Origin of the sequence: Desulfobacula sp., assembly GCF_030145145.1 — a bacterium.
GTDB lineage: Bacteria > Desulfobacterota > Desulfobacteria > Desulfobacterales > Desulfobacteraceae > Desulfobacula.
This window is the reverse complement of the sequence record NZ_JAQYWD010000017.1, coordinates 20,737-47,095: the sequence shown is the minus strand read 5'-3', so window position 1 is coordinate 47,095 and position 26,359 is coordinate 20,737. Positions and strand designations below refer to the sequence as shown.

At 47.3% G+C, this 26,359-nt stretch carries 26 protein-coding genes and 1 tRNA gene; 19 read left to right on the top strand and 8 right to left on the bottom strand.

Going from position 1 to position 26,359, the window contains the following annotated elements; all coding sequences use genetic code 11:
* Nucleotides 1-121: 121 nt before the first annotated feature.
* From Q1Q15_RS11315 to eno, 3 genes are read right to left on the bottom strand one after another with little or no spacing between them, the layout of a single operon-like run.
* A complete protein-coding gene (locus tag Q1Q15_RS11315) occupies nt 122-1,765 on the bottom strand; it encodes a CTP synthase (protein ID WP_300459888.1) in 1,644 nt (547 codons plus the stop codon).
* A 20-nt stretch (nt 1,766-1,785) separates the two neighbouring features.
* Nucleotides 1,786-2,616, bottom strand: coding sequence for a hypothetical protein (locus Q1Q15_RS11310; protein WP_300459734.1), 831 nt, complete (start codon nt 2,614-2,616; stop codon nt 1,786-1,788).
* 27 nt (nt 2,617-2,643) lie between these two features.
* Nucleotides 2,644-3,915, bottom strand: a complete 1,272-nt coding sequence (eno, locus tag Q1Q15_RS11305; protein WP_300459731.1) for a phosphopyruvate hydratase — start codon at nt 3,913-3,915, stop codon at nt 2,644-2,646.
* 534 nt (nt 3,916-4,449) lie between these two features.
* On the opposite strand from eno, the gene Q1Q15_RS11300 reads away from it, so the two are divergent.
* The 6 genes from Q1Q15_RS11300 to Q1Q15_RS11275 all read left to right on the top strand — a co-directional run bounded on the left by Q1Q15_RS11300 (nt 4,450) and on the right by Q1Q15_RS11275 (nt 9,096).
* Nucleotides 4,450-5,124: an adenylate kinase gene (locus tag Q1Q15_RS11300; protein ID WP_300459728.1), complete on the top strand. Its 675-nt coding sequence runs from the start codon at nt 4,450-4,452 to the stop codon at nt 5,122-5,124.
* A 306-nt stretch (nt 5,125-5,430) separates the two neighbouring features.
* Nucleotides 5,431-5,640: a 30S ribosomal protein S21 gene (gene rpsU / locus Q1Q15_RS11295; RefSeq protein WP_300459726.1), complete on the top strand. Its 210-nt coding sequence runs from the start codon at nt 5,431-5,433 to the stop codon at nt 5,638-5,640.
* A 78-nt stretch (nt 5,641-5,718) separates the two neighbouring features.
* On the top strand, nt 5,719-7,041 hold the full coding sequence (locus tag Q1Q15_RS11290) for a folylpolyglutamate synthase/dihydrofolate synthase family protein (RefSeq protein ID WP_300459724.1): 1,323 nt from the start codon (nt 5,719-5,721) through the stop codon (nt 7,039-7,041).
* Nucleotides 7,042-7,053: 12 nt separating this feature from the next.
* Nucleotides 7,054-7,129, top strand: a tRNA-Arg gene (locus tag Q1Q15_RS11285).
* Between the two features lie 10 nt (nt 7,130-7,139).
* Nucleotides 7,140-8,399 carry a glycosyltransferase family 4 protein gene (locus Q1Q15_RS11280; RefSeq protein WP_300459721.1) on the top strand — a complete coding sequence of 420 codons (1,260 nt, stop codon included), beginning with the start codon at nt 7,140-7,142 and terminating at the stop codon, nt 8,397-8,399.
* On the top strand, nt 8,386-9,096 hold the full coding sequence (locus Q1Q15_RS11275) for a class I SAM-dependent methyltransferase (protein ID WP_300459718.1): 711 nt from the start codon (nt 8,386-8,388) through the stop codon (nt 9,094-9,096). The genes Q1Q15_RS11280 and Q1Q15_RS11275 overlap by 14 nt, the downstream gene beginning before the upstream one ends.
* A gap of 150 nt (nt 9,097-9,246) precedes the next feature.
* Here Q1Q15_RS11275 and Q1Q15_RS11270 read toward each other — a convergent pair whose 3' ends face one another.
* Both Q1Q15_RS11270 and Q1Q15_RS11265 read right to left on the bottom strand, forming a co-directional pair.
* A complete protein-coding gene (locus Q1Q15_RS11270; RefSeq protein WP_300459714.1) occupies nt 9,247-9,786 on the bottom strand; it encodes a FlgO family outer membrane protein in 540 nt (179 codons plus the stop codon).
* Nucleotides 9,787-9,809: 23 nt separating this feature from the next.
* Nucleotides 9,810-10,502 carry a hypothetical protein gene (locus tag Q1Q15_RS11265; protein WP_300459711.1) on the bottom strand — a complete coding sequence of 231 codons (693 nt, stop codon included), beginning with the start codon at nt 10,500-10,502 and terminating at the stop codon, nt 9,810-9,812.
* A 355-nt stretch (nt 10,503-10,857) separates the two neighbouring features.
* Here Q1Q15_RS11265 and Q1Q15_RS11260 point away from each other — a divergent pair, with 355 nt between their 5' ends.
* The 13 genes from Q1Q15_RS11260 (at nt 10,858) to Q1Q15_RS11200 (ending at nt 23,953) form a co-directional block, all read left to right on the top strand.
* Entirely contained in the window at nt 10,858-12,294 is a 1,437-nt protein-coding gene (locus Q1Q15_RS11260) for a hypothetical protein (RefSeq protein WP_300459710.1), read from the top strand.
* A complete protein-coding gene (locus tag Q1Q15_RS11255; RefSeq protein ID WP_300459708.1) occupies nt 12,294-12,866 on the top strand; it encodes a hypothetical protein in 573 nt (190 codons plus the stop codon). The genes Q1Q15_RS11260 and Q1Q15_RS11255 overlap by 1 nt, the downstream gene beginning before the upstream one ends.
* Complete coding sequence (locus tag Q1Q15_RS11250; protein WP_300459706.1) at nt 12,866-13,573, top strand: hypothetical protein; 708 nt, start codon at nt 12,866-12,868, stop codon at nt 13,571-13,573. Before Q1Q15_RS11255 ends, Q1Q15_RS11250 begins: the two co-directional genes overlap by 1 nt.
* 25 nt (nt 13,574-13,598) lie before the next feature.
* Nucleotides 13,599-15,224 (top strand): hypothetical protein, encoded by a 1,626-nt coding sequence (locus Q1Q15_RS11245; RefSeq protein ID WP_300459704.1) that lies wholly within the window; start codon nt 13,599-13,601, stop codon nt 15,222-15,224.
* 3 nt (nt 15,225-15,227) lie between these two features.
* Complete coding sequence (locus Q1Q15_RS11240; RefSeq protein WP_300459703.1) at nt 15,228-16,427, top strand: tetratricopeptide repeat protein; 1,200 nt, start codon at nt 15,228-15,230, stop codon at nt 16,425-16,427.
* Entirely contained in the window at nt 16,420-16,890 is a 471-nt protein-coding gene (locus tag Q1Q15_RS11235; protein WP_300459701.1) for a hypothetical protein, read from the top strand. Before Q1Q15_RS11240 ends, Q1Q15_RS11235 begins: the two co-directional genes overlap by 8 nt.
* A gap of 16 nt (nt 16,891-16,906) precedes the next feature.
* On the top strand, nt 16,907-18,562 hold the full coding sequence (locus Q1Q15_RS11230) for an ATPase, T2SS/T4P/T4SS family (RefSeq protein ID WP_300459698.1): 1,656 nt from the start codon (nt 16,907-16,909) through the stop codon (nt 18,560-18,562).
* Between the two features lie 70 nt (nt 18,563-18,632).
* Entirely contained in the window at nt 18,633-19,871 is a 1,239-nt protein-coding gene (locus tag Q1Q15_RS11225; protein ID WP_300459695.1) for a type II secretion system F family protein, read from the top strand.
* 3 nt (nt 19,872-19,874) lie between these two features.
* Nucleotides 19,875-20,555 carry a type II secretion system protein gene (locus Q1Q15_RS11220; RefSeq protein ID WP_300459692.1) on the top strand — a complete coding sequence of 227 codons (681 nt, stop codon included), beginning with the start codon at nt 19,875-19,877 and terminating at the stop codon, nt 20,553-20,555.
* A 236-nt stretch (nt 20,556-20,791) separates the two neighbouring features.
* Nucleotides 20,792-21,532, top strand: coding sequence for a type II secretion system protein (locus Q1Q15_RS11215; RefSeq protein ID WP_300459690.1), 741 nt, complete (start codon nt 20,792-20,794; stop codon nt 21,530-21,532).
* Between the two features lie 117 nt (nt 21,533-21,649).
* Nucleotides 21,650-22,333: a type II secretion system protein gene (locus Q1Q15_RS11210; protein WP_300459687.1), complete on the top strand. Its 684-nt coding sequence runs from the start codon at nt 21,650-21,652 to the stop codon at nt 22,331-22,333.
* Between the two features lie 55 nt (nt 22,334-22,388).
* On the top strand, nt 22,389-23,147 hold the full coding sequence (locus Q1Q15_RS11205) for a type II secretion system protein (RefSeq protein ID WP_300459685.1): 759 nt from the start codon (nt 22,389-22,391) through the stop codon (nt 23,145-23,147).
* Nucleotides 23,148-23,332: 185 nt separating this feature from the next.
* Nucleotides 23,333-23,953, top strand: coding sequence for a type II secretion system protein (locus Q1Q15_RS11200; protein ID WP_300459683.1), 621 nt, complete (start codon nt 23,333-23,335; stop codon nt 23,951-23,953).
* A gap of 18 nt (nt 23,954-23,971) precedes the next feature.
* On the opposite strand, the gene Q1Q15_RS11195 is transcribed toward Q1Q15_RS11200, so the two are convergent.
* The 3 genes from Q1Q15_RS11195 to Q1Q15_RS11185 are packed head-to-tail and all read right to left on the bottom strand — an operon-like array spanning nt 23,972 to nt 26,340.
* Nucleotides 23,972-24,826, bottom strand: coding sequence for a hypothetical protein (locus Q1Q15_RS11195; RefSeq protein ID WP_300459681.1), 855 nt, complete (start codon nt 24,824-24,826; stop codon nt 23,972-23,974).
* A 3-nt stretch (nt 24,827-24,829) separates the two neighbouring features.
* The gene (locus tag Q1Q15_RS11190; protein ID WP_300459678.1) at nt 24,830-25,603 is read right to left on the bottom strand and encodes a hypothetical protein; all 774 of its coding nucleotides are present in this window, start codon (nt 25,601-25,603) and stop codon (nt 24,830-24,832) included.
* On the bottom strand, nt 25,588-26,340 hold the full coding sequence (locus tag Q1Q15_RS11185) for an ABC transporter ATP-binding protein (RefSeq protein WP_300459677.1): 753 nt from the start codon (nt 26,338-26,340) through the stop codon (nt 25,588-25,590). The genes Q1Q15_RS11190 and Q1Q15_RS11185 overlap by 16 nt, the downstream gene beginning before the upstream one ends.
* Nucleotides 26,341-26,359 lie beyond the last annotated feature (19 nt).

Sequence of the window (26,359 nt, the reverse complement as noted above, 5' to 3'; positions counted from 1 at the left end):
ACATGGGGTCAGACTTTCCTTATGGCACTTTTTTCCCGTCTGGTCATGAACGAATGATAAAAAGCACCATAAAAAAAGCCTGACCCCATCCATTAACGCTAAAGACCGAAAGGTGAGTGCTTTACTTTTTGGCATTTTTCATTGCCGCTTTGATAAACGCCTTAAATAAGGGATGGGGGTTTCCGGGTTTGGATTTGAATTCCGGATGAAACTGACATCCCAGATACCAGGGATGATCTTTCAGTTCCACGATTTCAACCAGCTCGTGGTCCGGTGACGTGCCGCTGATGATCAGTCCGGCTTCTTCCACCAGCTGATCTTTATAGGCATTGTTAAACTCAAACCGGTGACGGTGACGCTCAGAGATGTGTTCCTGTTTGTAGGCATTCATGGCCAGGGTATCCGGAACCAGTTGACACGGATAAGCCCCCAGGCGCATGGTGCCGCCTTTATTGGAATCCTCATCCCGCTTTTCAACCTGCCGGGTCTGCTCATCATACCATTCTTTCATCAGGTAAATCACAGGATAGGGGGTATAGGGGTCAAATTCTTCGCCATTGGCCTCTTCAAGATTCAACAGGTTCCGGGCAATTTCAATCACTGCCATGTGCATGCCCAGGCAAATGCCGAAATACGGGACCTTGTGCTCTCTTGCGTATTTTGCCGCCAGTATTTTCCCTTCAATCCCCCTTGTGCCAAATCCGCCCGGGACGAGAACCCCGTCACTGGTGGACAGGATTTCCACGACATTGGATTCTGTCAGGGTTGTGGAATCGACATATTGGAGATTCACCCTGGCATCATTGGACACCCCGCCATGGGCAAGGGCCTCATTGAGGCTTTTATAACTTTCCGTCAGATCAACATATTTGCCGACAATGGCAATATTCACTGAAAACCGGGGATTTTTCAGCCGTTCCACCATTTCTTTCCATTCATCCAGCTGTGGGGCCCTGGCCCAGATGTTCAGTTTTTTTAGTATCTTATCCCCCAGCCCTTCCTTATTATAGACCAACGGCACCTCATAAATACAATCCACATCTTTTGCCGTAAAAACCGCATCTGTATCCACATTGCAAAAAAGGGCTATTTTAGCTTTAATTTCCCGGGACAGATAGCTTTCCGTTCTGCACAATAAGATATCCGGCTGGATGCCAATACTTCGAAGTTCCTTAACACTATGCTGGGTGGGTTTTGTTTTCACTTCATGGGCGGTTTTAATATACGGGACAAGGGTCAGGTGGATATAAATCACATTGGAGGGTCCGGCATCCGTCTTAAACTGCCGGATGGCTTCCAGAAAAGGAAGGGATTCAATATCACCAATGGTCCCGCCGATCTCGACAATCACAACATCTGCATCATCCGCTACCAGGCAGATGCTCTGTTTGATTTCATCGGTTATATGGGGAATGACCTGCACTGTACCCCCCAGATATTCGCCCTTGCGTTCTTTAGTGATCACCTGATCATAAATTTTACCGGTGGTAAAATTATTATTTTTGCCCAGCTTGGCATGGGTGAACCGTTCATAATGGCCCAAGTCAAGATCTGTTTCCGCCCCGTCATCGGTGACAAAGACTTCACCATGCTGAAAGGGATTCATCGTACCCGGATCAACATTGATATAGGGATCCAGTTTTTGTATGGTAACCGTCAATCCCCGACTTTCAAGCAGCATGCCTATGGCAGCGGATGCAAGTCCCTTCCCTAAAGATGAAAGCACGCCTCCGGTAACAAAAATATACTTGGTGTTTTTAGCCATCATTCCTCACTTATTTTAAATTATTCGTAAAGTTTTTTAAACTCTTCCATGCGTCGATCAAGCTCATCCACCTGTTTGGAATGCTCATCCAAAGCATCCGGCTGCTGGGGGGGATACAATTGTTCAATATGCTCGATATCAAATAAAGAGAGCGGGCTGTCTGATGCCAAGTCGATCTGGCTCACATCAATTGTGCCAAACAATTGATGGTCTAAAAAAATATGAACCTGCATTGGATACCAGGTTCTGCTGACCGGCTGCCAGTTCCTGTAAAAAAATTCAACCGTCCAGCCGTTCTTTTCAACCACATATTTTATGGGCAGAAAAGACTCTTTTTCTATCCAGAGGCTGGCAAAGGGTTTTCCTTTTAGCCCGGGTCTGCCGATGACATAGCAAATGGAATCATTTTGTCGTTGAAACGACACCCGGGTGGTGTCAATCCCTGCCAGGACCAGCTGATTCAAGAGGCTGTCAAGGTCCCGGTACAGCAGAATGTCCGTATACAGGTCAACCGGGGACTTTTCATGGGAAACGGTCACCCCGTCCGCCACTCGAATAAATCCACCATCGGATTCAACACTGAAACGGGTCAGGGTATCCGATACAACCTCAACCCGGAACTGGTTGGGGTATCGATAAATCAGTCGTTCCTCTAATTCTACAACGCCTTTTTCCGTGTCCTGGTAATTTATAATCTTTTTGGTCTGAACCGCTTCAATCCCCACCGGCTGTTTGATCTTTGTGAGAACCAGATGCAGCAGATGAGGTGTTTGGGGTATAAACGCCTCACCTGCGCCTGGCAGCAGCATAAACGACAGGATAACAACGGATAAAAAAAATCTTATTTTCATAACCTAAACGTCACACATACCGTAAAATCAGACAAACAGATTTTCCGGGAAGGCAGCACTCTCTCCCAGTCGTTCTTCGATCCTGATGAGTTGATTATATTTGGCCACCCGGTCACTCCGGGACATGGATCCGGTTTTTATCTGCCCTGAATTAATCCCCACGGCAAGATCCGCAATAAACGAATCTTCTGTTTCCCCGGAGCGATGGGACACAACCGTTGTATACCCCGATTCTTTTGCCATCTGAATGGTATCCAGGGTTTCGGTGAGGGTGCCGATCTGGTTCAGTTTTATCAGGATCGAATTGGCAACACCCTTTTCAATCCCGCGTTTAAAAATATCCGGATTTGTTACAAAGATATCATCCCCAACGATCTGTATGGCATTGCCCAGGCGTTCGGTCATGATTTCCCATGAATCCCAATCCCCTTCTGCAAGGCCGTCTTCTATGGAGTACAAAGGATATTTTTCAATTAATGCTTCATAGTAATCAATCAACTCCACAGCGGTCAGCTCCCGGCCTTCTGACTGGAAAATATATTTGCCGTCCCTGTAGAATTCCGATGCAGCAGCGTCAAGGGCGATACCAATATCCTTACCCGGTCTGTACCCGGCCGCCTCAATGGCATTGATGATATATTCCAATGCGACTTCATTGGAGCTAAGATTCGGTGCAAATCCGCCCTCATCTCCGACAGCTGTGGAAAGCCCTTCTCCCTTTAAAATCCTGGCCAAATGATGAAAGGTTTCTGCGCCCATGCGAATGGCTTCTGCAACAGAAGCCGCACCAAAAGGAAGAATCATGAATTCCTGAATGTCCAGGTTGTTGGCTGCATGGGCCCCGCCATTGATAATATTCATCATGGGAACCGGCAGTAACCGGGCATTGATGCCGCCCAGGTGCTGAAACAACGGAATTTCACAGGCTTCAGCCGCAGCCCTTGCTGCAGCCATGGACACGCCTAAAATGGCATTGGCGCCCAGCCTTGACTTGTTTTCCGTACCATCAATATCAATCATGGTCCTGTCAAGACCCGCCTGATCCATGGCATCGTATCCAATGATTTCCGGTGCAATCACCTCGTTCACATTGGCAACCGCATTTAACACCCCTTTTCCCAGGAAACGGCTTTCAGCATTATCCCGAAGTTCCAATGCTTCTCTTGTGCCGGTTGAAGCCCCGGATGGAACCGCTGCCCTGCCCTTTGCACCGCAAGCCAGAACGACATCCACTTCAACTGTTGGATTTCCCCTGGAATCAAGAATTTCCCTTGCCTTGACATCAATTAATTCTGTCATCTTTCCCCCTATCCTGAATGTATTTTATCTTGTGATTATATAAATGTTCCATGATTTTTTTCTGCCCCATTAATAGCAATATCCCTTGTGACATTCAAGGACTATTCTCAAATTATTTATCTTGATTTTCAGCAATTCTCATTATAAAACGCAGTGGTCCCAGAGAATGGGTCAGGCTTGCGTTATTGACACTTTTGCTGGCTTCTGCCCTTAATTTGTTCAGGCTTTGGTCAAAAGCACAATAACACAAGCCTGACCCGGCTTAGTTATAGCCATAATGAGAATTGCTGCCTGATTTTTCTTAACCTTGACAAATAAAAACGACTCTTATATTTAGGGAAGTTGTGCCGATTTTACTAATTCAACTTTCGGTCTTCAGCTTTAATGGACGGGGTCAGGCTTTTTTTGTTGTACTTTTTATCACTATTTCATGACCAGACGGGAAAAAGTACCATAAAGAAAGCCTGACCCCACGCACAAATGGCCAATCCTGAAAGTTGAGTTACTAACTATTAAATACATAAGGAGTTTTAAATGAACATTCTGTTTTTTGGACCAAATGGTAGTGGCAAGGGAACCCAGGGCGCTATACTGAAAGACAAATATAAAATTGCCCACATTGAATCCGGTGCTATTTTCCGGGAAAACATCAAAGGCGGAACTGACCTGGGCAAAAAAGCCAAAGAATATATTGACAAAGGTGATCTGGTCCCTGATGAAATTACCATCCCCATGGTGCTTGACCGAATCAAACAAGATGACTGCAAAAGCGGATGGCTTCTGGACGGTTTCCCAAGGAACAAAGTTCAGGCTGAAAAACTTCACGCCTCCCTGGAAGAAGCCGGCATTAAACTCAATTACGTCATTGAAATGCTGCTGGACAAACAGATTGCAAAAAACAGAATCATGGGCCGTCGCCTTTGCGAAAATGACAACAATCACCCGAACAACATTTTTATTGATGCCATCAAACCCGATGGAGACAAATGCCGGGTTTGCGGCGGCGCCTTAACCAAACGGGCGGATGACCAGGACGAAGCTGCCATTGATAAACGTCATTCCATTTACTATGATACGAAAACCGGCACACTGGCATCTTCCTATTATTTCAAAGCCGTGGCAGAGAAAGACGATTCTATCAAATATCTCACACTGGCCGGTGAGAAAGCACTTCCGGATGTCACTGCCGAGTTGATCTCCAAACTATAGGACCGCTTGATTTAACGTCATTTTTCAACTTTCGGTCTTTCGCTTGAATGAAAGGGGTCAGGCTTTTTTTATTGTACTTTTTATCACTAATTCATGACCAGACGGGTAAAAAGTGCCATAAGGAAAGCCTGACCCCATTTAAAAAATAGCCAACGCCGAAAGTTGAGTCCACATGTCAAGCCTTTCCGCCGGCAGTTGCCGGGGCAAAGACATTATTTTTTCCTTGCTTTTACCCGACATATTTGTTAAATATTCGGGTTATAGATATCTCGGTATTTAAATACACTATGAAAGGGGCGATGTTTTTTGAAGGAAATTACAGTCACGGTTATTGATAACGATGTTGAAAGAGCTTTAAGGATATTAAAGAAAAAAATCCAGAATGATGGCCTCTTCAAGCGTCTTAAAGTGAAAAAGCATTTTGAGAAACCATGTCAGTTTAGACGACGCAAGATGAGAGAAGCAATGAGAAGACAACGGATTGCAGCCTCAAGATCAACTAGAAGACCCAGATAACCTTAAAACTTACCCGGTATAACGTATTTTCGCAATGTTTTATACCGGGTTTTTTATGTTAAAAAAATGAACTCCCCCATGAAAAATAATGCCTATCAAGACTGCCTGGAAAACATTTATAAACTTGGCCGTTTCGGCATCAAGCTTGAACTTGATACCATCGTCAATATTTTAAAACGGTTAAACAACCCGCAACAAAACTATCATGTGATTCATGTGGCCGGCACCAATGGTAAGGGCTCGACAGCGACCTATATTGCATCTATTTTACAAAAAGCCGGTTTTAAAACAGGGATTTATACCTCACCCCACCTGGTCCGTTTTAATGAACGGATTGCCATTGACGGCCAGCCGATTTCAGATGATGCGGTTGTGGCGGCCTATGAAGCCGTCCATGCAGCGGATACAGGGAAAAGAAAAGCCACTTTTTTCGAAATTGCCACTGCCATGGGGTTTTACTATTTTTCAAAAAAAAATGTGGACTGGGCCGTCATTGAGACCGGCATGGGCGGCAGATTTGATGCCACCAATGTCATCCAGCCCCAGGTGAGTGTCATCACCAATCTTTCCATTGAGCATACCGCGTATCTGGGAAATACCATTAAAGACCTTGCCCGGGAAAAAGGGGGCATTATCAAACCGGATACACCGGTTATCACCGGGGTATCCCAGCCGTCAGGACTTGAGGTTCTCAAACGGATTGCACGAGAAAATGCAGCCGATCTTTTTGTTTATAAACAAGACTTTTCAGCCCGGAAAGACCCCGGCCGGGACACCTATACCTACAAGGGCTTGATTCACAGCTTTCATCACCTGATAAAACCGTTGCCCGGGGATCACCAGCGGGAAAATTTAAGCCTTGCCCTTGCCGCGTGCGAACTTATTTTTGAAAAATTCAAGCACAAGGACCTTCGGTACACGTTAAACCAGGCGATTGTCCGGGAGGGCCTGGCCATTGCCAAATGGCCGGGACGGCTGGAACATGTCATGGAAAAGCCCCTGGTCATTCTTGATGGAGCCCACAACCTACACGCAGCAAAGGTGCTGGCAACATACCTGTCTTCAACCGTGAACGACAGACGACTGACACTGGTTCTGGGCATCCTTGATGACAAACCCTATGAAAAAATGCTGAAACTCCTTGTCCCCTGTGCCCAGCAGATCATTATCACCCGGGCCAAAATCGACAGGAGCATTGAACCGTCAGTGTTGAAGCAGGCTGTCCAGGGAATCACCGCAACGCCTGTCACCATAATTGACGATGTAAAAGAGGCCGTCACCCATGCCATTCAAACCTCACAGCCCCAGGATGCGGTCTGCGTTGCCGGATCACTGTATGTTGCCGGTGAAGCCAAAGAAAAATTTAATTATGACCTTGATCAAATGACAAAGATGAAGTAGCATATGATTCATGCGCTCGTAGCCCAGTGGATAAGGCGTCAGCCTCCGAAGCTGAAGATCGCTGGTTCGATTCCAGCCGGGCGCACCAACCCCCTCCCATGACGGCTCCGCTTAAAATAGGACTTATCAGCTATCGCAGCAATCCCCATTGCGGTGGCCAGGGGGTCTATATCCGCCATTTGAGTCATGCCCTTTCCCGCCTGGGCCACACCGTGGAGGTGATTGCCGGACCACCGGACCCGTTATTAAATCATACCTCACAGACGTCCCTGCATCCGGCGGTAACCCTCACCATGCTGGAAACCCTGGACCTGTATAATCCGGAAGACCTTTTCAGGACCCCCAGCCTGACAGAACTCAAGGACCCCATCAACCTGATCGAATGGCTGGATGTTTCCACCATGGGCTATCCTGAACCCCTGACCTTTGGGATGCGGGTAAAAAAACACCTGGACGAGACCCAAAAGCGGTATGACATCATCCATGACAACCAGTGCCTGTCCTATGGCATTTTGTCCCTGGTAAAACAAATGCCGGTCACGGCAACCATTCATCACCCCATAACAGTGGACAGACGGATTGCGGTTCAAAGCACCCGCTCTTTTCTAAAAAAGGTCAAGGCCCTCAGGTGGTATTCGTTTATCAACATGCAGAAACGCGTGGCCAAAAAACTGTCCCACATTATAACGGTTTCAGACAGTTCTAAAACAGATATATCAACAGAATTCAAGATTCCCGAATCAAGATTCAGGGCCATTCCCATCGGCATTGATACCCAGCATTTTTATCCGTTGGATACCGTTAAAAAACATCCCCACCGCATCATTGTCACCAATAGCGCGGATACCCCTTTAAAAGGGCTTTACCACCTGTTGCTGGCCGTAAAAGCCATCTTGAAAACCCGACCGGTTAAACTGGTCGTCGTTGGTACACCTAAACGAAACGGCGGCATTGACAACCTGGTCAAACAACTGGACCTGGGACCCCACATCACATTCACCGGCCGTATTGACCATGACCAGTTTGTTAAAGAATATGCCAAGGCCCGTATTGCTGTTGTGCCCTCCTTATACGAAGGGTTCGGCCTTCCCGTGGGTGAAGCCATGGCCTGTCGCATTCCGGTAATCTGCACCACCGGGGGGGCATTGCCCGAAGTGGCCGGCGATGCGGCAAAACTGGTGCCCCCCGGGAGTGCCGCAGCCTTGGAAACCGCGATTTTAGAATTGCTGGAGGATCCTGCCCAGTGCGAAACCCTTGCAGAAAAAGGGTATCAACGGGTCCTCAAAGAATTTACCTGGGAAAAAACCGCCATCCGGACAGTGGACGTCTATCGAGAGGTGATCCATGATTACCATTGACTTTCACCGGCTGGACATCCGCCCCAATGACCGTATCCTGGATATTGGCTGCGGTGAAGGCCGGCATACCATCAAAGCCTGTCAGCACGAGGGAACCCGCTGCGTTGGCGGGGACTTTGGTTTTGAAAACCTGGTTGTGACCAAAAAAAAATTAGCGTTTCATGAGGCCCTGGCAGATCTTGGCTGCCGGTGCATTGATCTTTCCTGCATGGATGTGACCTGCCTGCCGTTTAAAAACAACAGCTTTGATGCGGTCATCTGTTCGGAAGTGTTAGAGCATATCCCGGCAGATAAAATCGCCATGTCGGAGCTGGTCAGGATTTTAAAACCCGGGAGAATCCTCGCCGTCAGTGTCCCGAGATTCCTGCCGGAAAAACTCTGCTGGCTGTTGTCCGATACCTATGGGAATTGCGACGGCGGTCATGTCAGGATTTATACGGAGAAAACATTGATCAGGGACATTGAAGCGTTCGGGGTCACCCATTTTGCCGGCCACTATGCCCACAGCATCCATTCCCCGTTCTGGTGGCTCAAATGTCTTGTGGGCCCGGACAGGACCGATTCAAAACTGGTAAACCTGTATCATCGGATACTGGTATGGGATTTGATGAAAAAACCGAAATTGACCGCCTTTATTGACGACTTGCTGAACCCCATCCTGGGAAAAAGTCTGGTTCTCTATTTTAAAAAACCATAAACTGGCGATTAATTCCGGCTCAGGCTTTTGGAAGGGGTCAGGCTTGTGTTATTGTACTTTTGATCACAAGCCTGAACAAATTAAAGGACAGAAGCCAACAAAAGTGTCAATAACGCAAGCCTGACCCCATTTTCGGGCGATTAGTGCAGTTTATTCCCAATTATATTCATGGGATTTTGACAAATAACACTGAGAACACCCAATAATGTTGGATACGGGATCAACGACCTTTAAACAGATATTGATATGTCGACTGCCCACTTTGTTGATGGCATAGGTTCCCACAACAATCGCCTGGACATTATTCCTTGTTGCAACGTTCTGTATATCCCTGGAGAGAACGAATTCGCCTTCGGCTTTTTTGATATAAATTTGATTCTGGCTCATTTTCAATTCTTTGACACTGTAGCCAACCTGAGAGAGCCTGCTTGCAATGATTTCGGAAGACATCCTGCCAAATGTAGACGATTTTTGAATATCATCAATGGATACCAGGCTTGCCACAATAATGGGTCGTTCCGGATCAAGCTTGATGATGCAGTTGTTTAATAATTCATCAACAGCATCATTGGTTTCCGCTTGAAAATTAATTTTTCCGGTATCCGGGGAAGTTTGAGGCGGCATTGTTGCGCATGAAAATAATGAGAACAAAAACAATACGTTTACCATGAAAACCATTAATAATTTCATTTATTTTTCTCCATTATCTCTGTTTAATCGGATACGCTAAACGTTTTTTCATTAAATTTTTTATCCATACCAAGATAGTCTTTTGTAGTATAATAATGATCTGCATCCATATCATTCACATAATATGTATGGGTTGAACGATAATGACTATATTCACCTGCTTTTTTCAAAGAGACGCTGATGATGATTTCATTTTTAGGCAAGGTAATGGAATTGTATTGATACACCTCTTTAGCCATGTCTAGCAACAAACCTGATGCAATAACACCGGCGGCCGTTGAATGATCATCAAATAATTTGTATATACCAACGCCAAGTAAAGCAACCAGGGTATTACTTCCCGGAAAGTCCTTCGCCGGTTTTCGTACGGCGTCATGGGTCACCGTTTGAACAGACCAGTCAAGCTGATAGTCAGCCGTATCGATTTCTTTGAGAGTCATCTCTGCCTGGGTTAAATAAGTTGCCAGATAGGATCGAAAAGCCCTGCAGAAAGGCGAATTGTCATTGGGAATAAATGCAATTGAAGAGTAAGGTGAATCTTCCGGTTTAATGGCCTGTGTAATATTATTCCCTATATCCCTGGCAAAAATATTCCAATGCTCACTGGCCTCGAATTTTGTTTGTACTGAATATTGGTGCGAACCCGGCTTGGGAACCTGGCTGCATCCCACAAAGAATAGACTAAGAAACATATAAAGCAAAATTTTTTTTAGCATTGAGTTTTCTCCTTGATTTCCGATACGCTTCAGTTCTCATCTAACATGATTAGCTTCCTGTATAAAATTAAATTTTATAAAATACAAGAAAAAAAACGGAGAGTAATAGGAAAAAAACGACGAAAACAACGCGGCCGCGATTTATAAAAAGTATCATTAATCCACCTGGGGATATCTGAAAATATATAGAGAAGATTTGTCCACGGCCCCTTGGGCCGGTAAATTTTTTTAACTTTGCCCCCGTAATAGTGAAAAAATGAATTGACATTTAATAGAATTTTTTACTAATACGGAAGAGTGAAAGTATAACATGTAAAAGATTCTCGACTCTCAATCGACTAATGAAGAGTATATTATGGCGCAGAAACTATTATCTGTAAGCAGGCACCGGGATAGCATCAGGGGAATTTTTGTTGAAAAAAAAGGGGGCGGGTATTTTGCCGGATCCCCCGTGGACCTCTCCTCCAAAGAGGCCCTGAATTCTGCGTGCAGCCGTGCAGATGAAATCTACATCAATGATTCCTTTCTCTCGGCAATCTATGTGTGGGACCTGTTTCCCAAAGTAGCCCCCAAACACATCTCCCACCTTCTCCACCAGGATGCCCTGGATAAATTTCAATCCAGTGGAGAGCCGAATATCGGTTTTCAAATCCTTGGCGAGGTTCAGACAGAGGGTATCCGCCAGAGAGAAATTGCCTATATGGCAGTTGAAGAGGAAGAAATTGTACAAGTCTGGTCCCAATTTAAAAAACATACAAAAAAGATCAAGGGGATCACCTCTTTACCGGCCAGCATTTCTGCCACCGTTGCAAAATTTGAATCCCTTGATGCCAATTTTGTGGTGACCTGGATCGGTGATACGGAGTCTGTCATGTCCATTGCATCCAAGGACGGCATCATTAAGGTGGCACGGAGTTTTCCCTTTGGGTTAAAGGGGTTGGATCTTAATGATGAGGATACTCTGCGGGCGTTTTCCCAAAAAATCGACAAAGAGTTAAATCGGACCATCAATTTTTTTAAACAGGGATTCCGGGAGCCTGAACCTGAAAAGATCTTTTTGTTTGGAGACCGCCATCTTCAACAAATATTTGAGGTTTCTCCCCTGTCCATACCGGGAGCGTCGTATTTCTTTCAATTTACATCACAGCTGATCAACAATTATTCCCAGGACGATGAAACTGAAAATTTCCATATTATCTCCAGTCTTTTCCTGAACAAAAATTTCAATTTTCTACCCCAAAAAGTGGTGGCGGACAGAAAAAGCAAACGACTGCTCTACCCGGCCTATGCTATTCTTGCCGTTGTGGTCCTGGGTCTTCTTTTCTGGAATTTCCAGTTAAGAACCCAGATTAACGACGAAGATGCCAAACTCAGGGAAAGACAGACCACTGCCATGGCATTTAAAAGCGAGGTGGAAGCCCTTGAAGTGAAAATCAACAAACTGGAACCCTTCCAGGAGTGGAAAGTGTTTTATGATCAGACGTTCAATGACAAGCTTCCCTGGGACAGGATTTTATCGGACTTTGGCCGTACAACCCCCCCGGATATTGTCCTGGATTCCCTGTCCATCAACCCGGCCGGACAAAACAAGTGGCTGGCCAATGTCTCTGGAAAAATCCGGGCAATTAGTTGGGAAGCTGGCCTTGAACAGATACGGGACTATGGCGCAAAAATTGACGCTTTGGAACTTTTTATTGTAAAAACAGTCAATTATGCCCCACAGAATCTTGAAGAAAATACCAAATTTTTTAATTTTAATTTGCTACTTGAATTCAATAAAATGGAGCAGTGATGCAGATCAGATACATCATCATATTGTTGGGGATATTGGTCAGCACGCATCTGGCTGTTTACGGCCTGAATGGGAAAACGGCTGTAAAAGCCCTTCAGGCAAGAATTCTGGCCTTTGACACCCAGATCCACCAGCTCAAGTCACACAAAATTTCGGCGGAAAGAAAGCTTAAACGGCTGACGGCCGTTGCCAAAAGCCTTAAACCCTGGCTCAATACGGGTTTCCAGGACCCGGAGCAGGGATTTGTAAAATTTCTTGATTTTCTCACGCCTGAGTTGCTGAAAGAGGTCAACTCAAAAGTCACCCTGAGGGGGTCGCCCACATTCCAGAACAGTCCGATCCCCCTTCAAAAGACCAGTTTCCAAATCGCATTTGATTTCAGATACCCCAATGAAGCAGAACGGTTTTTAAAGGAGTTCCTTCTCCAGAACGATTATCCCCTGAAGGTGAACTCCGCAGCTGTTCAAAGGGCCGAGGGCCAACGGACAAGGGGGGCGATCAATGTGGACCTGCTGTTACCGGCAAGTCTCTTGAAACTCAATCTGGATGACCTTAAAGGAATGGGGGTGTGATGAACCGGCAAAAGCTTATTCTTTTAATTGTTATCATGGTGGTGCTCATGGGAGTAATTGCAGCCGTCAATCATTATTATCTCCAGCCCAAAGTGCTGTTAACCCTGCCTGGCGTAGAAAGCGTTAATTTGCCGGAAAAAATCAAAAAAAACTTCAAGTCTGATCTTTATGCCGGAACCATGGAAAAAATCCTTTCTGACAAAGGGGAACAAGACCCTGTTTCCCAGTTACCGACAATGGTCAACCGCAATCCGTTTCTCTGGATCGAAGAATCCACTGACCTGGCAGCCGGCCCGGATGGTTCCAAAGGACCCCTTGCTGATGAAACCACAGGAACCAAAGGCCTTAAATCGACCGAAACAGACGCTTCCCCGGATAGTATGGCCCAGGAATTCACCCTCTCCATGGTCATTGTGGGAGAAGCCCGGAGCCTGGCCCTTGTCAACAACCATTTTGTCAGTGAGGGGAGTAAAATCGGCGGCTTTGATGTGGTTAAAATTGAACCCCAGACGGTTATGCTTGCCAGAAAGAACAGCAAAAAAACATTAACCCTGGAACCTTCAGGAGGCCCGCTTCAATACCACAAGGCAGTAGATAAAAAAAAGACACAGGAAAAAAGCAGCCCAGTGAATGCACCCCTTGATTTTCAGACCCAGTTGAAACAAGTGCTGAAACTTTATTCAGATCCGAATTTAAATCTTAAATGATAAAAAATAAAATGAGGTGGTATAGATGACACTGAAAACTGTAGGAAACACAATGGAGGTATGGTCATGGCAGAAAAAGGAGGCTTCCATTTTTTTCAACTGGACTGTCTTTTGGCTCATGTCCTCTCTTTTTTTAGGCGCTTGTACCCAGGTTCCCCAGCCTGCACTTCCCGAGGTAATGAGCACGGCCCCACAGATACGAAAAGAGGCCCCTGCACCCACGCGCGCTTCCATCAATGTCGAAAATTTACTGCCAATTAAAGAACTGGTCCCCCAGATGGCCATGGATAATACCCTGCCCTTTGATGACAAGCTTTTTTCCTTTTCAGCCAGGAGCACACCGTTACGGGATGTGCTCATGGGACTGGCCAAACAGGCAGACCTGAACATAGCGCTGAGCAAAGAGGTTGACGGGGAGGCGGCTGTCTCTGTTGAGTTTCATAATCTTCCCCTTCGACAAGCCATGGAGGAAATCCTGCGGACCTTTGAATATTCCTATGACATTTCAGGAAATATACTCAGGATCAAGGCGATTGAAACGCGAATTTTAAAATTTGACTATCCCCTGATTTATTCCAAAGCCACATCCGATGTGGGGGGGGACATGCTGGGCTCATCAGGAGGGACCAGTAGTGGAAGCAGTGACAGTGATATAAGCGCTGAATTTTCAGTGAAGACCCAGGTTGAGGATGAGGACAGCCTTAACATATGGAAGCAGATTAAAGATATGCTTCAGCCCAAAGAAGAAGATCAAGGCTCCCAGAACCAAGGAGAAACAGCAGGCTTGCTTTCCACCATTGGCCGTGCCACGGTGGATTCCGCTTCCGGCACTATTGTGGTGACGGACCGGCCGGATGTTCTGGATATGGTGGAAAAAGTCCTGGAACAGATGCAGAGCACCCTGAAACGCCAGGTGATTATTGAAGCCAAGATCATGGAGGTGGTCCTGAACCATGGCCACCAGTATGGCGTAGACTGGTCTGCCATCCAGACTGGTGCCCATTCCGCCTATACACTCGCCTCGAACATGGCTACCAACCTGGCCGCCGGCACGGGAACCTTTCAGCTGAATCTTGGAAAAAGTGCCGGTGAAGATGGCCTCAGCGCCCTGATAGATGCCATCCGCACCCAGGGGGATGTGAATACCATTTCCTCACCCAGGATCAACGTGATCAACAACCAGTCAGCCACCATTTCCATTGGCAGGACCATTCCCTACCTTGATTTTGAAATTGAAAATATTACAGCAGGCGACACCGTTTCCTACAAGGCCGTGCCAACCATCCAAAGGGCTCAGGCCGGGGTCAGCCTTGGCATTACTCCCCAGATCAGCGGAGACGGGGTGATCACCCTGCACATTATTCCGGTGATAACCAACCAGGTCGGATCAGAGACGTTCACTTATGATAATGAAAGCTGGCCAGTGCCGATTCTGGATACCCGGTCCGCCTCCACCATTATCAGTGCCCTTGATAATGAAACCATTGTACTTGGCGGTCTGATCCAGGATTCGTCCTCGGATGACCGGACCAGTGTTCCGATCCTGGGAAGTATTCCCGTAATCGGTCAGTTTCTCTTTGGCAACCAGACCAAAAAATCAAGAAAAATAGAACTGGTGATTTTATTGACCCCCAGAATTGTACAAAGATAAACCATGAGCCTACTCCGAGACTATCTTGAAAAAACCACCCCCCAGGCACGGCAGGGCCAGGATGCCCAGGTACCGCCCATGCTTCGCCAGGATACAAAAACGAGCAGGGGGAGGGTGCGCCGGATCATGCCGGTCCTGGTGATTTTTCTTGTGGTCCTCGGTTTTTCCGGATATATTTTCAAGGCCTCCTTTCCGGAGCTTACCGCCCAACCCCAACCGATGCCGTCAAACCCGGAGAAGACCCTTGCAGTCAGTACGGTAAAGAATATAAACACATCATCAACGCCTGAATATATCAAAACATCACCGGTTAAAATCACACCGGCGGATCAAAAACCGGTTATCGCAAAACAGGTGACACAGCCCGTAACCGTAGAACCGCCTGAACCCGTTAAGCCATCTGTCAAGCAGCCGGTTTTAATGGCTCAGATAAAAGCGCCGAAACCACCGATGGCTGAAACCCTGCCTGAACCTAGCAAGGCGTTACAGCAGATCCAGGCGGCAATGGAAGCCAATAAACCGGAAAAAAGGGAAGCGCCGGAAACGGTTGTGCCGAACACCTATCGTAAACCGTCCGTGCCAGGACCTGAAGATTATTTCAATCTTGGATTGGCCGCCCAGAAGCGGGATGACGTTATCCAGGCTGTGGGGTATTACAAAAAAACACTGACCCTTAAACCAGACCATTCAAGGGCGCTGTTAAACCTTTCCACCGTCTACATTAAAACCGGTAATCACAGCAAGGCCATGGCCATTCTCAAGAAACTCCACACACAGGAGCCGGAAAATGTCGATGCCATGGTGAACCTGGGGATTTTGTTTTTAGATAAAAATAACCATGACCGAGCAAAATCCCTTTTTGAGAAAGCCCTGGATCTTCGGGAAAACAACACCACGGCGCTGTTCAACCTGGCCTATGTCAACCAGATGCAAACTCATCTGGAACAGGCAAAAAAACTCTACACCAGGGTCTCATCCATTGACCGGGACCATACAAGCGCTTTCCTTGCAACGGCGTCCATCCTGGAAAATCAAAAAAAATTTTCCCAGGCCCAGCAATGCTATGTTGCGGCACTTAAAACTACTGAGGTTAAAGCGTCTAAACCACTCAGGTTAAAAATTGAAACCAGAATAAACCTGCTGCAGCAGATGAAAGCAGGGTCTGAACACCAGATTATCAATGCGGAGGAAACCCATGATTAACAAAAGATCCTTTTTCCATTCATTATTCATACTAATGGCGGCAGGCTGCCTTTTCAGCTGCAGCACCAACCCCCATACCGGTTCTATCATCCCTTCTTCTGACACCCATGTCATGTCCGTGATGAGCACCATTCACAATAAGCCGTATTCCGTAACCGGGCAGGTCCTTAACCAACAGGGGGTTGCCGTTCAAAACTGTCAGGTGTATCTGGTGAAAAGAACCATTCATGCGACAACCAACCAGATACTGGCCGTAAAACAGACCCCCGTCAGTGAAACCGACAGTGAGGGCCAGTATTATCTTACCTTTGAACCGGGAGCGAGCAATGACCTCTGGCTGACCTTTATGGACAAAGAAGGACGCTATGACCCAAGGTCTGTGCGGTTAAATGAAAAAATGGGCAATTCCCTGCTGGAATATCCGGGAAACAATCCTATTACCATCAACATCGTGCTGGAATAATAAGAGGAATTATCCTATGGCTCTTCTCGGGGAAGTATTATTAAAAGAAGGCATGGTGACAGAGCAGCAACTGACCATTGCCCTGCGGGAACAGAAACGGACAAAAGAACTGCTGGGAATTGTTCTGGCCCGCCTGGGCATTGTCACGGAAAAGGCACTGGCTAAGATCATTGCCTCCAGTTCCGATATCGCTTATATGGATTTAACCCAGACCCCGATTGATCCCGCTGCCGTTCAGCTGGTGGACGGCGCCATGGCCCGGCGATTCACGCTGATGCCAGTGTCCTTTGTGAACGACACCCTTCACGTGGCCATGGACAACCCCAATGATGTTGTGGGCATCGACACCCTGAGCCGGGCAGTCGGCCTTGAGGTGGAGTGCTATGCCTCGGACCGGACCGACATTCTCGAAGCAATAGAAGTATATTACGACATTGCAAGTTCTCTGGAAGGGGAGATTGATAAGCTTGTGGCAGCGACCCTGGGAGGGGGAGGCCTGGGTGAAGAGGAGATGGAGGCACCCATTTCAAAGCTCATCGACCTGTTTATTATGAAAGGACTTCGAAAACTGGCCACAGACGTTCACATCTCTGCGGAACAAAAATCCGTACGGGTAAGTTACAGGGTGGACGGCATTCTCCAGAGTGATACCATCCTGCCCATGAGGCTCCACACCTCATTTGTCACTCGCATCAAAATCATGTCGGGGCTGAACATTGCAGAACAGCGTCTTCCCCAGGAGGGCAGCATGACGTTTCATTTCCTGGGAAGAACAGTGGATATCCGGACGGCCACATCACCTTCGATTAATGGTGAAAACATTTCTCTGAGGCTTCTGGACAAGGGCAATGTGGCCCTGGATCTTGGCCGTATCGGCCTGAGCCCGGAAGAACAGGCGCAAATCAGAAGATTTTCCCTTATTCCCCACGGTATGATTTTACTGGCAGGGCCCACGGGGTCTGGAAAGACAACCACCCTTTACTCTGTGTTAAAGGAAGTCAATGCCCTGGAAAAAAACATCCTGACCATTGAAGATCCCGTGGAATACCAACTGCCCATGGTCAAACAGACCCAGCTCAATGTACAGGCGGGCCTAACGTTTCAAACGGCCATCCGCCACTTTCTCCGCCAGGATCCTGACATCCTTCTCGTGGGTGAGATTCGAGACCTGGAAACGGCTCAAACCGCTTTCCAGGCAGCCATGACAGGTCACCTGGTATTTTCCACCATCCACACCAATAATGCCTCAGCCACAATGGCAAGGCTCCGGGACCTGGGGATTGATATCTATTATATTCCCACGACGCTCCGGGCCGTTATTGCCCAGCGACTGATCCGCCGTCTTTGCCTGTCCTGCAGGGAAAAGTATGTCCCGGAAAAATCCGAACTTGAACGGTATGGGCTTGCTGACTGGGAAGGGTCCCACGAAGAGATATTCAGGGCCAGGGGATGTGACAAATGTAACCACACAGGGTACCTCGGCAGGAGCGGCATCTTTGAGATTTTAGAAATCACCCCAAACATCAGCCAGGCCATTTCTGATAATACCTCTTCAATCATGATAGAAGAGATTGCCCGGGGCAACGGCATGATTACCCTTCGGGAATCGGGTCTGAAAAAAGTTCTCCAGGGATTTACCTCCCTTGAGGAAGTGATAAGGATAACCCTTTAAGAATGATGACGATGATGACGATAATAGTTGAAGCCTTTACACCCATCAAAAGGGAGCATAAAAAATAGATATGCCTGACTATTCATACAAAGCATCTGATCCATCGGGTAAAATCAAATCCGGTGTTCGTCTGGCAAATAACGTGGACGAACTCAGGGAGAACTTGAGGCAGATCGGGTATTCTCTCATCAGTGCCAACCAGGGAAAAGGATCAATGCTCCTGGAGGCAATGAAGGGTATTCAGCTTGGCGGGATCACACGGTTGCAGCTGATCGAATTCTGCAGCAACATGTCGGTGATGCTCAAAGCCGGCGTACCATTGGTCACGGCCCTGGACGAACTCAGAGAAGATGCCAGCACAGGATATATCCAGGTGGTTATCGGGGATATACTGGACAACATCACGGCTGGTGACAGCCTGAACCAGGCCATGGCAAAACGTCCCAAGGATTTTCCCATTCTTTTTGTCAACCTGATCCAGATCGCTGAAGAGACCGGTCAGCTCAGCGAGATTTTCCTTAGTATTGCACTACATTATAAACGCATTGACGATCTGATCCGGAATGTTCGAAAGGCCATGCTGTATCCGGCGTTTGTTCTTGTGGCCCTGCTGCTGGCAGCCTTTGTGTTTCTTACAATGGTCTTTCCGCCTCTTTTCAGTCTTCTCAAGGAATTTAAAGTGGAACTGCCCCTGATCACCCGGATTGTCATGGCAGTCTCTTCCTCGCTGAAGGATTACTGGATGGGCTATATCTTAGGGATCACCCTTCTCGTTATCCTGGTGATTATTTTGAGGAAATACAAACCCACACGGTACTGGTTTGACTGGCTGGAGATCAAAACATTTTTCATTAAAACGGTTTTTATCCAGCTCCACATGACCTATTTCCTGCGCTATCTGGCCCTCATGCTGACGGCAGGGGTGGATATTCTCAGGGGACTTGATCTTTCTGCCTATTCCGTCTCCAACACCGTGGTGCAGAAGGAACTTTTAGGGTGCCGTCAACGAATCATTGACGGTGCCATGTTCTCCCAGTCCCTGAAACAGATCCGCTTTATCCCCAACACGGTGATCCGCATGGTGGCCGTGGGTGAATCTTCGGGTAACCTGCCCGAACAGATGGACTATCTTGCCAATGTATACAACGAACGGCTGGAACGTGTCATAGCTTCTGCCCTGGCCATGCTGGAACCCATCCTGGTCTTTACCATGGCAGGACTGGCCCTCTCCCTTGTCATGGGGGTTTTACTTCCGTTGTACAATATGGTGTCCACCCTTTCAACGGGTGTGGGTGCAGGAGGACTTTAACCAATGCTGACCAAAAGATTAACTACTGCTGAACAAAAAGGCTTTACCCTGGTGGAATTACTGGTGGTTTTTGTGATCATCGGCGTGATCCTGACCTTTCTTATTCCAAGGGCTTACCGGGCATCTGTTGAGAGTAAATACCAGCTGGTCCGCCAGACCGCCACCGAGCTGGCTTCCTGGGCCAATGAATGGGCTGAGAAAGAGCTGGAGACTCAGCCGCCCGAAGCCATCAGCAACCTGAATAATTATATGGAGACCCTGGGAGATAATAATGCTGCGGATGGTGCTATTATAGATTGGGTGGCCGAAACCGACAACACCAGTAATTGGCAAGCTGTAGGACGTGAAAATGTATCTGGAAGGATGACGGGTTCCTCTGGAGGGAGTGACACCCCCCCCGACACCAGTGTCAAAGACATCATGCCCCAGGCAAAAATTTTGACAAATCCTTTTAACGGACTTTCGGTGTTCTCCAGCGGTAACCTGCCGACTGCCAATGCCATCACAGGGGCTATCGGATGTGCATATTTTTTTGATCCTGGTGGTTACAATTATTTTGCCCTGGTTTTTCAGGGTACTGAGTCCTCAGGCTTTACAACGGAAAATGCTTTTTACGCAGGACAGGCCGATGACTCCCTTGAAGGGTTGAGAAACGGTATTTTTATAGCCAGATTAATGCCATAAAAGGAATTTTTTTACTATATTAACGCTATAAAAGGATATTATTTACATAATTTACAGACAATGGAATTGCATGCAAGTTTATACCCATTTGAAATAACTATCTTTTAAAAAAAAAGGGTTCAATTATTTTTTTAGGTATGAATATTGCTATAAAGTTAATAATGATTTAAGCCGATGGTTTTGATGGGCTTTATAAATAAGATTAAAAAACAATACCAATTGCAGGAATGGATGTCATGGATATTTTAAATAACGACAAAAAAATCCAAAAAAGAAACGTCACCCCTGGTAATGCCGCTGCATTTTCCCTGGTAGAATTGCTCCTGGTGGTAACGATCATCGGCATCATCCTTGCCCTTGTTATACCCAAAGCAAGCCGTGCCAAAATAGACAGCCAGTTCTCCCTGATCCGGCAAAACTGCAATGAAATCTCCATGAAAATAGTGACTTACGCAGAAGAGCTTGCCAGTACCCAGAGACCCAGCACCTCTTTTACCATCAAGGATATCCTTTACACGGATATCACGGGGGATGAGGAAACCACATTTACAAGCAAAAAACTGGTGGACAAATATACGGGAAATCAAGATTTTGATGTGGTGGAAAACTGTTTTAGCGGGGAGAATTCCCTGAAAAATCCCTTTAACGGAACTAATTATTTTTCATATATCAATAACGACATCTCCATCCCTTCCAGAAAAACCGGCCTGGTTTATTTTATGGCAGGTAAAAGCCCTAGAGCCATGGATTATCTTGAATTTTATCTGTTAATCACGGATGCAGTGGGTGAGGGGAAAGCGGGCAAATGGTACGGAAATATGGATATGACACCCGGGGCCATGCGCCACGGTATTTTTGTTGCAAAACTTTATGACGACCAGGAGTACGGTGGAGTTGAACTGGATTCCGAGGTGATCCTTGAGCGCTCACCTGATTATATTTCTTCATCAGGCAAAGTGGAGATATTTTCCAAATGACGGTTTTTAGCGTTTTTTCCAATATATGGCAATTTATGACAATTTATGACAATAAAGTGACGTCAGTTGAGCAGCATACTACAGCGGCTTATTCCCTTTCAGGAGGTAAAAAAAATAATGAGACCACTTGACCATGAACCTGGATTTACAATGATAGAGCTCCTGTTTGTGATTGTTGTCATCGGCGTGATGCTTGCCGTGATCACCCCAAGGGCCTATCGCGCCAATATTGATGCAAAATACGGGGTTGTCCGCCAAGGTGCCGTGGAGTTGACTTCTTATGCTGTGGAGTGGGCCAACCAGGGCCTGGCTTCCCAGGATCGTGAAGACTCCACTGCTGACCTGAATGCCTATCTGGCTTCTTTGACTGGAGCGGCAAACCTCGCAGCAGTTGTTCCTGGAGGCGTTGCAACTTGGATCGCAGATGTTGCCCCCTCCAACTGGAATAATGCCGCTGCAGCCTTGGTGATTCCGGGCAGAAATACTGCTTTAGGAGTCGTCCCGGAAATCACTATCCAGGAAATGATTCCTGGCGTAAAGATCCCGATCAACCCTTTTAACGGTGTCAATGTGTTTTCCCTATCCAATGATCCCAGTGCGGCGGGTAATGCCATTACGGGTGCTATTGCCTGTGCCGGAATTGATGAAAACAATACTCAAGAATGGTATTATTACGCCCTGATCTTCCAGGGTACGGACAGTACAACGAATACTTTTGCGGACACATCGTTTTATGCCGGTCAGGGGCTGACAACTTTACCAGGTCTTCGTAACGGTATCTTTCTTGCGAGGGAGAGATAGTGTTTTTATTTATAATTAATCTACTATTTTTTAATTTTTACAAAAGGAGTTGAGCATGAAAAGGAAAAATTCTGAAAAAGGTTTCACATTGATCGAACTATTACTAGTTGTTGTCATCATCGGCTTGATGCTGGCAGTCATTGTCCCCCGGGCCTGGAGAGCCAACATTGACGCCAAGTACGGCCTGGTCAGACAGAATGCTTCAGAGCTAGCATCCTTTGGGCAGGAGTGGGCTGAGAATCAGTTGCTTGCCCAGAATGAATCCCTTTCAACGGCAACCATGGACAATTATCTCTGGTCCCTGTGTAAACCAGGTGCTGGTGTAGGCGTATATGGAACCAATCAGACCTGGGTGGCAGATCAGACTAATAATACCAACTGGTCCATATCTGGTGCCGGTGGTACTGCTGCGAATCAGCCAGGAGGGATTCTCATCGGCGGAAGATATATTACACAGGCCGATGCAACTGCTGGAATTGGTGTAGCTCCGGAAACCACAGTTGAAGGGATCATTCCCCCTGAAAAGGTAATCCGGAACCCCTTTAACGAGGTCAATGTCTTCCAGGCATCCAATGATCCACTCTCTACAGGAGGGGCTGTGACCGGTGCCATTGCCTCTGCAACCATCGCAGATGTAGGTCCTGGTGGCGCGGGGACTGATGACTGGCACTATTATGCATTTCTTTTTCAGGGTACAGATGTTACGACCTCTGCTATAGGTAACGATACCTCTTATTATGCAGGTATGGGCCCCACCACTCTGGCAGGAATGCGCAACGGTATTTTCTTTGCCCGTGTCAGACCAGGACTCTAATTTTGGCAAGGCTCGTTCCTAAAAAAAATGACTTGAACTTTTGTTCCTAGCAAATCAGCACCTCTCCCTGGTGAATTATATAGGTGGAGGTGCTGATTATATTATTTTTAACAATCGACCATGGCCGTTACAGTTGTTTTAGGCCCTCCTCAATAGCTGAGCTTTATCTTTAAAGGTTGAACAAAATGCGTATCCGAACCCGACTTAGTGCCAGGGGATTTACCCTGTTTGAGCTTATGCTTGTGATCTCCATCATTGGGCTCATGCTTGCCGTTATTATTCCCCAGGCCCAGAGAGCCCAGTATGAGGCAAAGATCAGCCTGGTCCGGCAGAATGCATCCGAGGCAGGCAGTTATGTTGTGGCATGGGCACAAAAAAAGGCCAAGGCCCAGAAATATTCCCTGGCAATTGAAAATTTTTTACTCGGCAATGCACAGGATGACAGTGTTGACGCTTCAAACTACGGACTCATCAATCATTACACCGGAAACAAAGCCTTTGACGGGGTGGAAGGACTTATTCATCCAGACGCCCCCATCCGGAATCCCTTTAACCAGGTTTCCATCTTTGATCGATTGAATAATGATACTGAAATCCCGGGACAACAGCCCGGTCTTCTTTTTCTAATAGCCGCCCCCCTAAAAAATGCCGTTGTAAACCGGTCTTATAACAATCTTTATTTTATTTATACCGGTACTGATACCAAATGGTACGGTGCCATCAATGCCACCAGTGAGGGGGGTATCCGTCGAGGCATTTTCGTAGCCAGGTTTTCCAACCTTCAAGCCACCCCGGTCATCAAGTAAAGACTCCTTGTCTTTCATTTATCGAACCGTTCCCGGCAGGTTCTTTTCCCTGTTCCACTGGTATGTCAGGCCTTCCGGATCATCAGGGATCTGTTTCAAAAACCCGGAACTCACCAGGTTATCAAGGGTTGTCGGGAACTCCCCGGTTTTTTCTTTGTACCTCTTTGCCGCCGTCATAAGGACATCCAGATTCTTCAACCGGACAAGCTTTTTGGCATAAATGGTTTTTAAGTTAAGGTTGTCCGTGCTGTCCATCATGGCTTTCATGGCAATGGCAGCCCGGTCAAAGCTGCCGGTTTGCTTCATGGCCGAGAGCATCAGGCCAAGAAATTGTTTCGGGGCGTCGGGCTTGTTGTAGGCCTCCCAGAAATAACTGGATGCGGCTGGGTAATCCATCAACCGGGTGTAATACCCGTACCCGGCCCAGAAAGGCAGCTCCCAGGAATCAGGGAATTGCTTCATTCCTTTCTTTAAAATCGGGACGGCCAGTTTTACATCCTCGTGGTAGTGCACGAGCCCCATGGCAGAAAACAGGTAGGCCGTGTAGAATCCGGGATCAAGATCGGTGATCACATCCATCATATGATAGGCCCATTTGCTGTCAAAGTCGATGTAAAGGGGTTTCCACATGAGACTGCCCGAATGGAGGCTGACCTGGATAAACAGCATGTCCGCCAGGAAGCCCGGGTGGTCCAGGGCCACGATCCTGCTCAGCCGGGAGTCCACCACCACCTTGACCTCGGGTTTCACGATAAAGGGGTAGAGGGTGAGCCTTGCATATCCAAGACTGAAGGCAGCCCCGAGGAAACCAAGACCCAGGAGCATCATCCGGTGATGTCTTAAACACTTGGTGATAGAGGATAGCAACGGCATGGATCAGATATCCTTTTGTTTTAAGATCATGGTGGAAAGAAACAGAACTCCGGCCAGGTAACACCCCCAATAACCGGTGGAGATGAGGATCTTTGCCAGGGGGATGGGCTCATGGTGAATCAGGGACAAACGAAAATTAAAAAAATCAAAATCAGGAATGACCACGCACAAGACCTTTACAAAATAAAAATGGATCTTGCTGCCAAACTGTCCCAGGCCGATAAAACTCAGCATGGCCTCCCGGGTGGAATGGCCCATGACATAGGTGCCCAGAACCAGCATGGCGTTCAAGGGAAAGCTGGTGCCAAGGCAGTAGAAAAAAATGCCCACGGCCATGAGAAGGCTGAACTCCAGGATGGCCCAATAGGCTGCGGCAAAAATACCATAGAAAACGTCCCCGGCAAAGTACCAGGTGAGAAAAAAGATACCGGTTGCCGTGAGCACTGCAAAAAGGGCCTGGATCACAATGGTTCCTGAAAATTTACCCATGAGATAGGTGGCCCTGGGAATACGGTTCAGGATCACGTATCGCTCAAACCTGGCTTTTTCTTCATACATGGAAAACAGACCGAACAGGATGGTAACGGCCAGGCAGACCAGGGAAATGCCCACCATGCCCGCATTGAGGATAAACCGGGCCGGGGTGTCAAGGGAGAGAAAACTGATGTAAACGGAAAACCCGAAAAAAAATATCAAAAACAGGACAAGGCCCCAGAAGAGTTTGCTTCGAAAGGATTCCTGCAGCATGGTGCGGGTCAGCGTCAGGATTGAGCGCATAATACCTCCTTTTTAAAAACCTCATCCAGGTCTTTACTGTCTGTCTGTTCAAGGAGGACGTCCCGGGTGTCCAGCAGCCTGAGCTCCCCTTTGACAAGGATGCCGATCCTGTCGCACACCCTTTCCACCTCGGAGAGGATATGGGAACAGAAGAAAATGGTTTTCCCGGCCTGTTTCTGGGCAATCAGAAAATCAATCATTTCAGACCGGCCCACCGGGTCAAGGCCCGAGGTGGGCTCATCCAGGATGAGAAGGTCAGGGTTCCCCACAAAGGCCTGGGCAAGTCCCACCCGCTGGCCCATACCCTTGGAAAGATCCGAGATCTTCCGGTGGGCAAAGATGTCCATGCCCACATGGCCCAGCAGGGTATCGGCCTCTTGTGCTGCCCGGCTCTTGGAAATCCCGGACAGGCCGCAGTGGAAAAGGATGTATTCTTTGACGGTCAAATGGGGGTTGGGCTTGAAACTTTCGGGCAGATACCCGGTGTTGGGTCTGGGCTCGGCAAATTTCTGGATGTTCCCATGGAAACGGACCTCGCCTGCATCCGGGACGGCAAAGCCCATCATCAGCTTGATGGCCGTTGTCTTGCCGGCACCGTTGGGGCCGAGCAGGCCGACAATCTCTCCTTGTGCCACGGAAAAGGAAAGGTCCTTCAGGGCCGTCACAATAGTCTTCTTCTTTCCCTTGTAGGTTTTGCCGAGGTGCGTTAACGCCACCACGGGCGGTTTATCGGTCATGTATGGATCTCCTTTAAAA

What these genes read in the sequence shown, in the direction of transcription:
- Q1Q15_RS11195 (WP_300459681.1), bottom strand. Translation starts at nt 24,826, where the DNA reads ATGCCGTTGCTATCCTCTATCACCAAGTGTTTAAGACATCACCGGATG.
- Q1Q15_RS11210 (WP_300459687.1), top strand. Translation starts at nt 21,650, where the DNA reads ATGAGACCACTTGACCATGAACCTGGATTTACAATGATAGAGCTCCTG.
- Q1Q15_RS11270 (WP_300459714.1), bottom strand. Translation starts at nt 9,786, where the DNA reads ATGAAATTATTAATGGTTTTCATGGTAAACGTATTGTTTTTGTTCTCA.
- Q1Q15_RS11225 (WP_300459695.1), top strand. Translation starts at nt 18,633, where the DNA reads ATGCCTGACTATTCATACAAAGCATCTGATCCATCGGGTAAAATCAAA.
- Q1Q15_RS11280 (WP_300459721.1), top strand. Translation starts at nt 7,140, where the DNA reads ATGACGGCTCCGCTTAAAATAGGACTTATCAGCTATCGCAGCAATCCC.
- Q1Q15_RS11275 (WP_300459718.1), top strand. Translation starts at nt 8,386, where the DNA reads ATGATTACCATTGACTTTCACCGGCTGGACATCCGCCCCAATGACCGT.
- Q1Q15_RS11190 (WP_300459678.1), bottom strand. Translation starts at nt 25,603, where the DNA reads ATGCGCTCAATCCTGACGCTGACCCGCACCATGCTGCAGGAATCCTTT.
- Q1Q15_RS11265 (WP_300459711.1), bottom strand. Translation starts at nt 10,502, where the DNA reads ATGCTAAAAAAAATTTTGCTTTATATGTTTCTTAGTCTATTCTTTGTG.
- Q1Q15_RS11205 (WP_300459685.1), top strand. Translation starts at nt 22,389, where the DNA reads ATGAAAAGGAAAAATTCTGAAAAAGGTTTCACATTGATCGAACTATTA.
- Q1Q15_RS11250 (WP_300459706.1), top strand. Translation starts at nt 12,866, where the DNA reads ATGAACCGGCAAAAGCTTATTCTTTTAATTGTTATCATGGTGGTGCTC.
- Q1Q15_RS11230 (WP_300459698.1), top strand. Translation starts at nt 16,907, where the DNA reads ATGGCTCTTCTCGGGGAAGTATTATTAAAAGAAGGCATGGTGACAGAG.
- Q1Q15_RS11300 (WP_300459728.1), top strand. Translation starts at nt 4,450, where the DNA reads ATGAACATTCTGTTTTTTGGACCAAATGGTAGTGGCAAGGGAACCCAG.
- Q1Q15_RS11215 (WP_300459690.1), top strand. Translation starts at nt 20,792, where the DNA reads ATGGATATTTTAAATAACGACAAAAAAATCCAAAAAAGAAACGTCACC.
- Q1Q15_RS11245 (WP_300459704.1), top strand. Translation starts at nt 13,599, where the DNA reads ATGACACTGAAAACTGTAGGAAACACAATGGAGGTATGGTCATGGCAG.
- Q1Q15_RS11315 (WP_300459888.1), bottom strand. Translation starts at nt 1,765, where the DNA reads ATGGCTAAAAACACCAAGTATATTTTTGTTACCGGAGGCGTGCTTTCA.
- Q1Q15_RS11185 (WP_300459677.1), bottom strand. Translation starts at nt 26,340, where the DNA reads ATGACCGATAAACCGCCCGTGGTGGCGTTAACGCACCTCGGCAAAACC.
- Q1Q15_RS11240 (WP_300459703.1), top strand. Translation starts at nt 15,228, where the DNA reads ATGAGCCTACTCCGAGACTATCTTGAAAAAACCACCCCCCAGGCACGG.
- Q1Q15_RS11310 (WP_300459734.1), bottom strand. Translation starts at nt 2,616, where the DNA reads ATGAAAATAAGATTTTTTTTATCCGTTGTTATCCTGTCGTTTATGCTG.
- eno (WP_300459731.1), bottom strand. Translation starts at nt 3,915, where the DNA reads ATGACAGAATTAATTGATGTCAAGGCAAGGGAAATTCTTGATTCCAGG.
- Q1Q15_RS11220 (WP_300459692.1), top strand. Translation starts at nt 19,875, where the DNA reads ATGCTGACCAAAAGATTAACTACTGCTGAACAAAAAGGCTTTACCCTG.
- Q1Q15_RS11255 (WP_300459708.1), top strand. Translation starts at nt 12,294, where the DNA reads ATGCAGATCAGATACATCATCATATTGTTGGGGATATTGGTCAGCACG.
- Q1Q15_RS11235 (WP_300459701.1), top strand. Translation starts at nt 16,420, where the DNA reads ATGATTAACAAAAGATCCTTTTTCCATTCATTATTCATACTAATGGCG.
- Q1Q15_RS11200 (WP_300459683.1), top strand. Translation starts at nt 23,333, where the DNA reads ATGCGTATCCGAACCCGACTTAGTGCCAGGGGATTTACCCTGTTTGAG.
- Q1Q15_RS11260 (WP_300459710.1), top strand. Translation starts at nt 10,858, where the DNA reads ATGGCGCAGAAACTATTATCTGTAAGCAGGCACCGGGATAGCATCAGG.
- Q1Q15_RS11290 (WP_300459724.1), top strand. Translation starts at nt 5,719, where the DNA reads ATGAAAAATAATGCCTATCAAGACTGCCTGGAAAACATTTATAAACTT.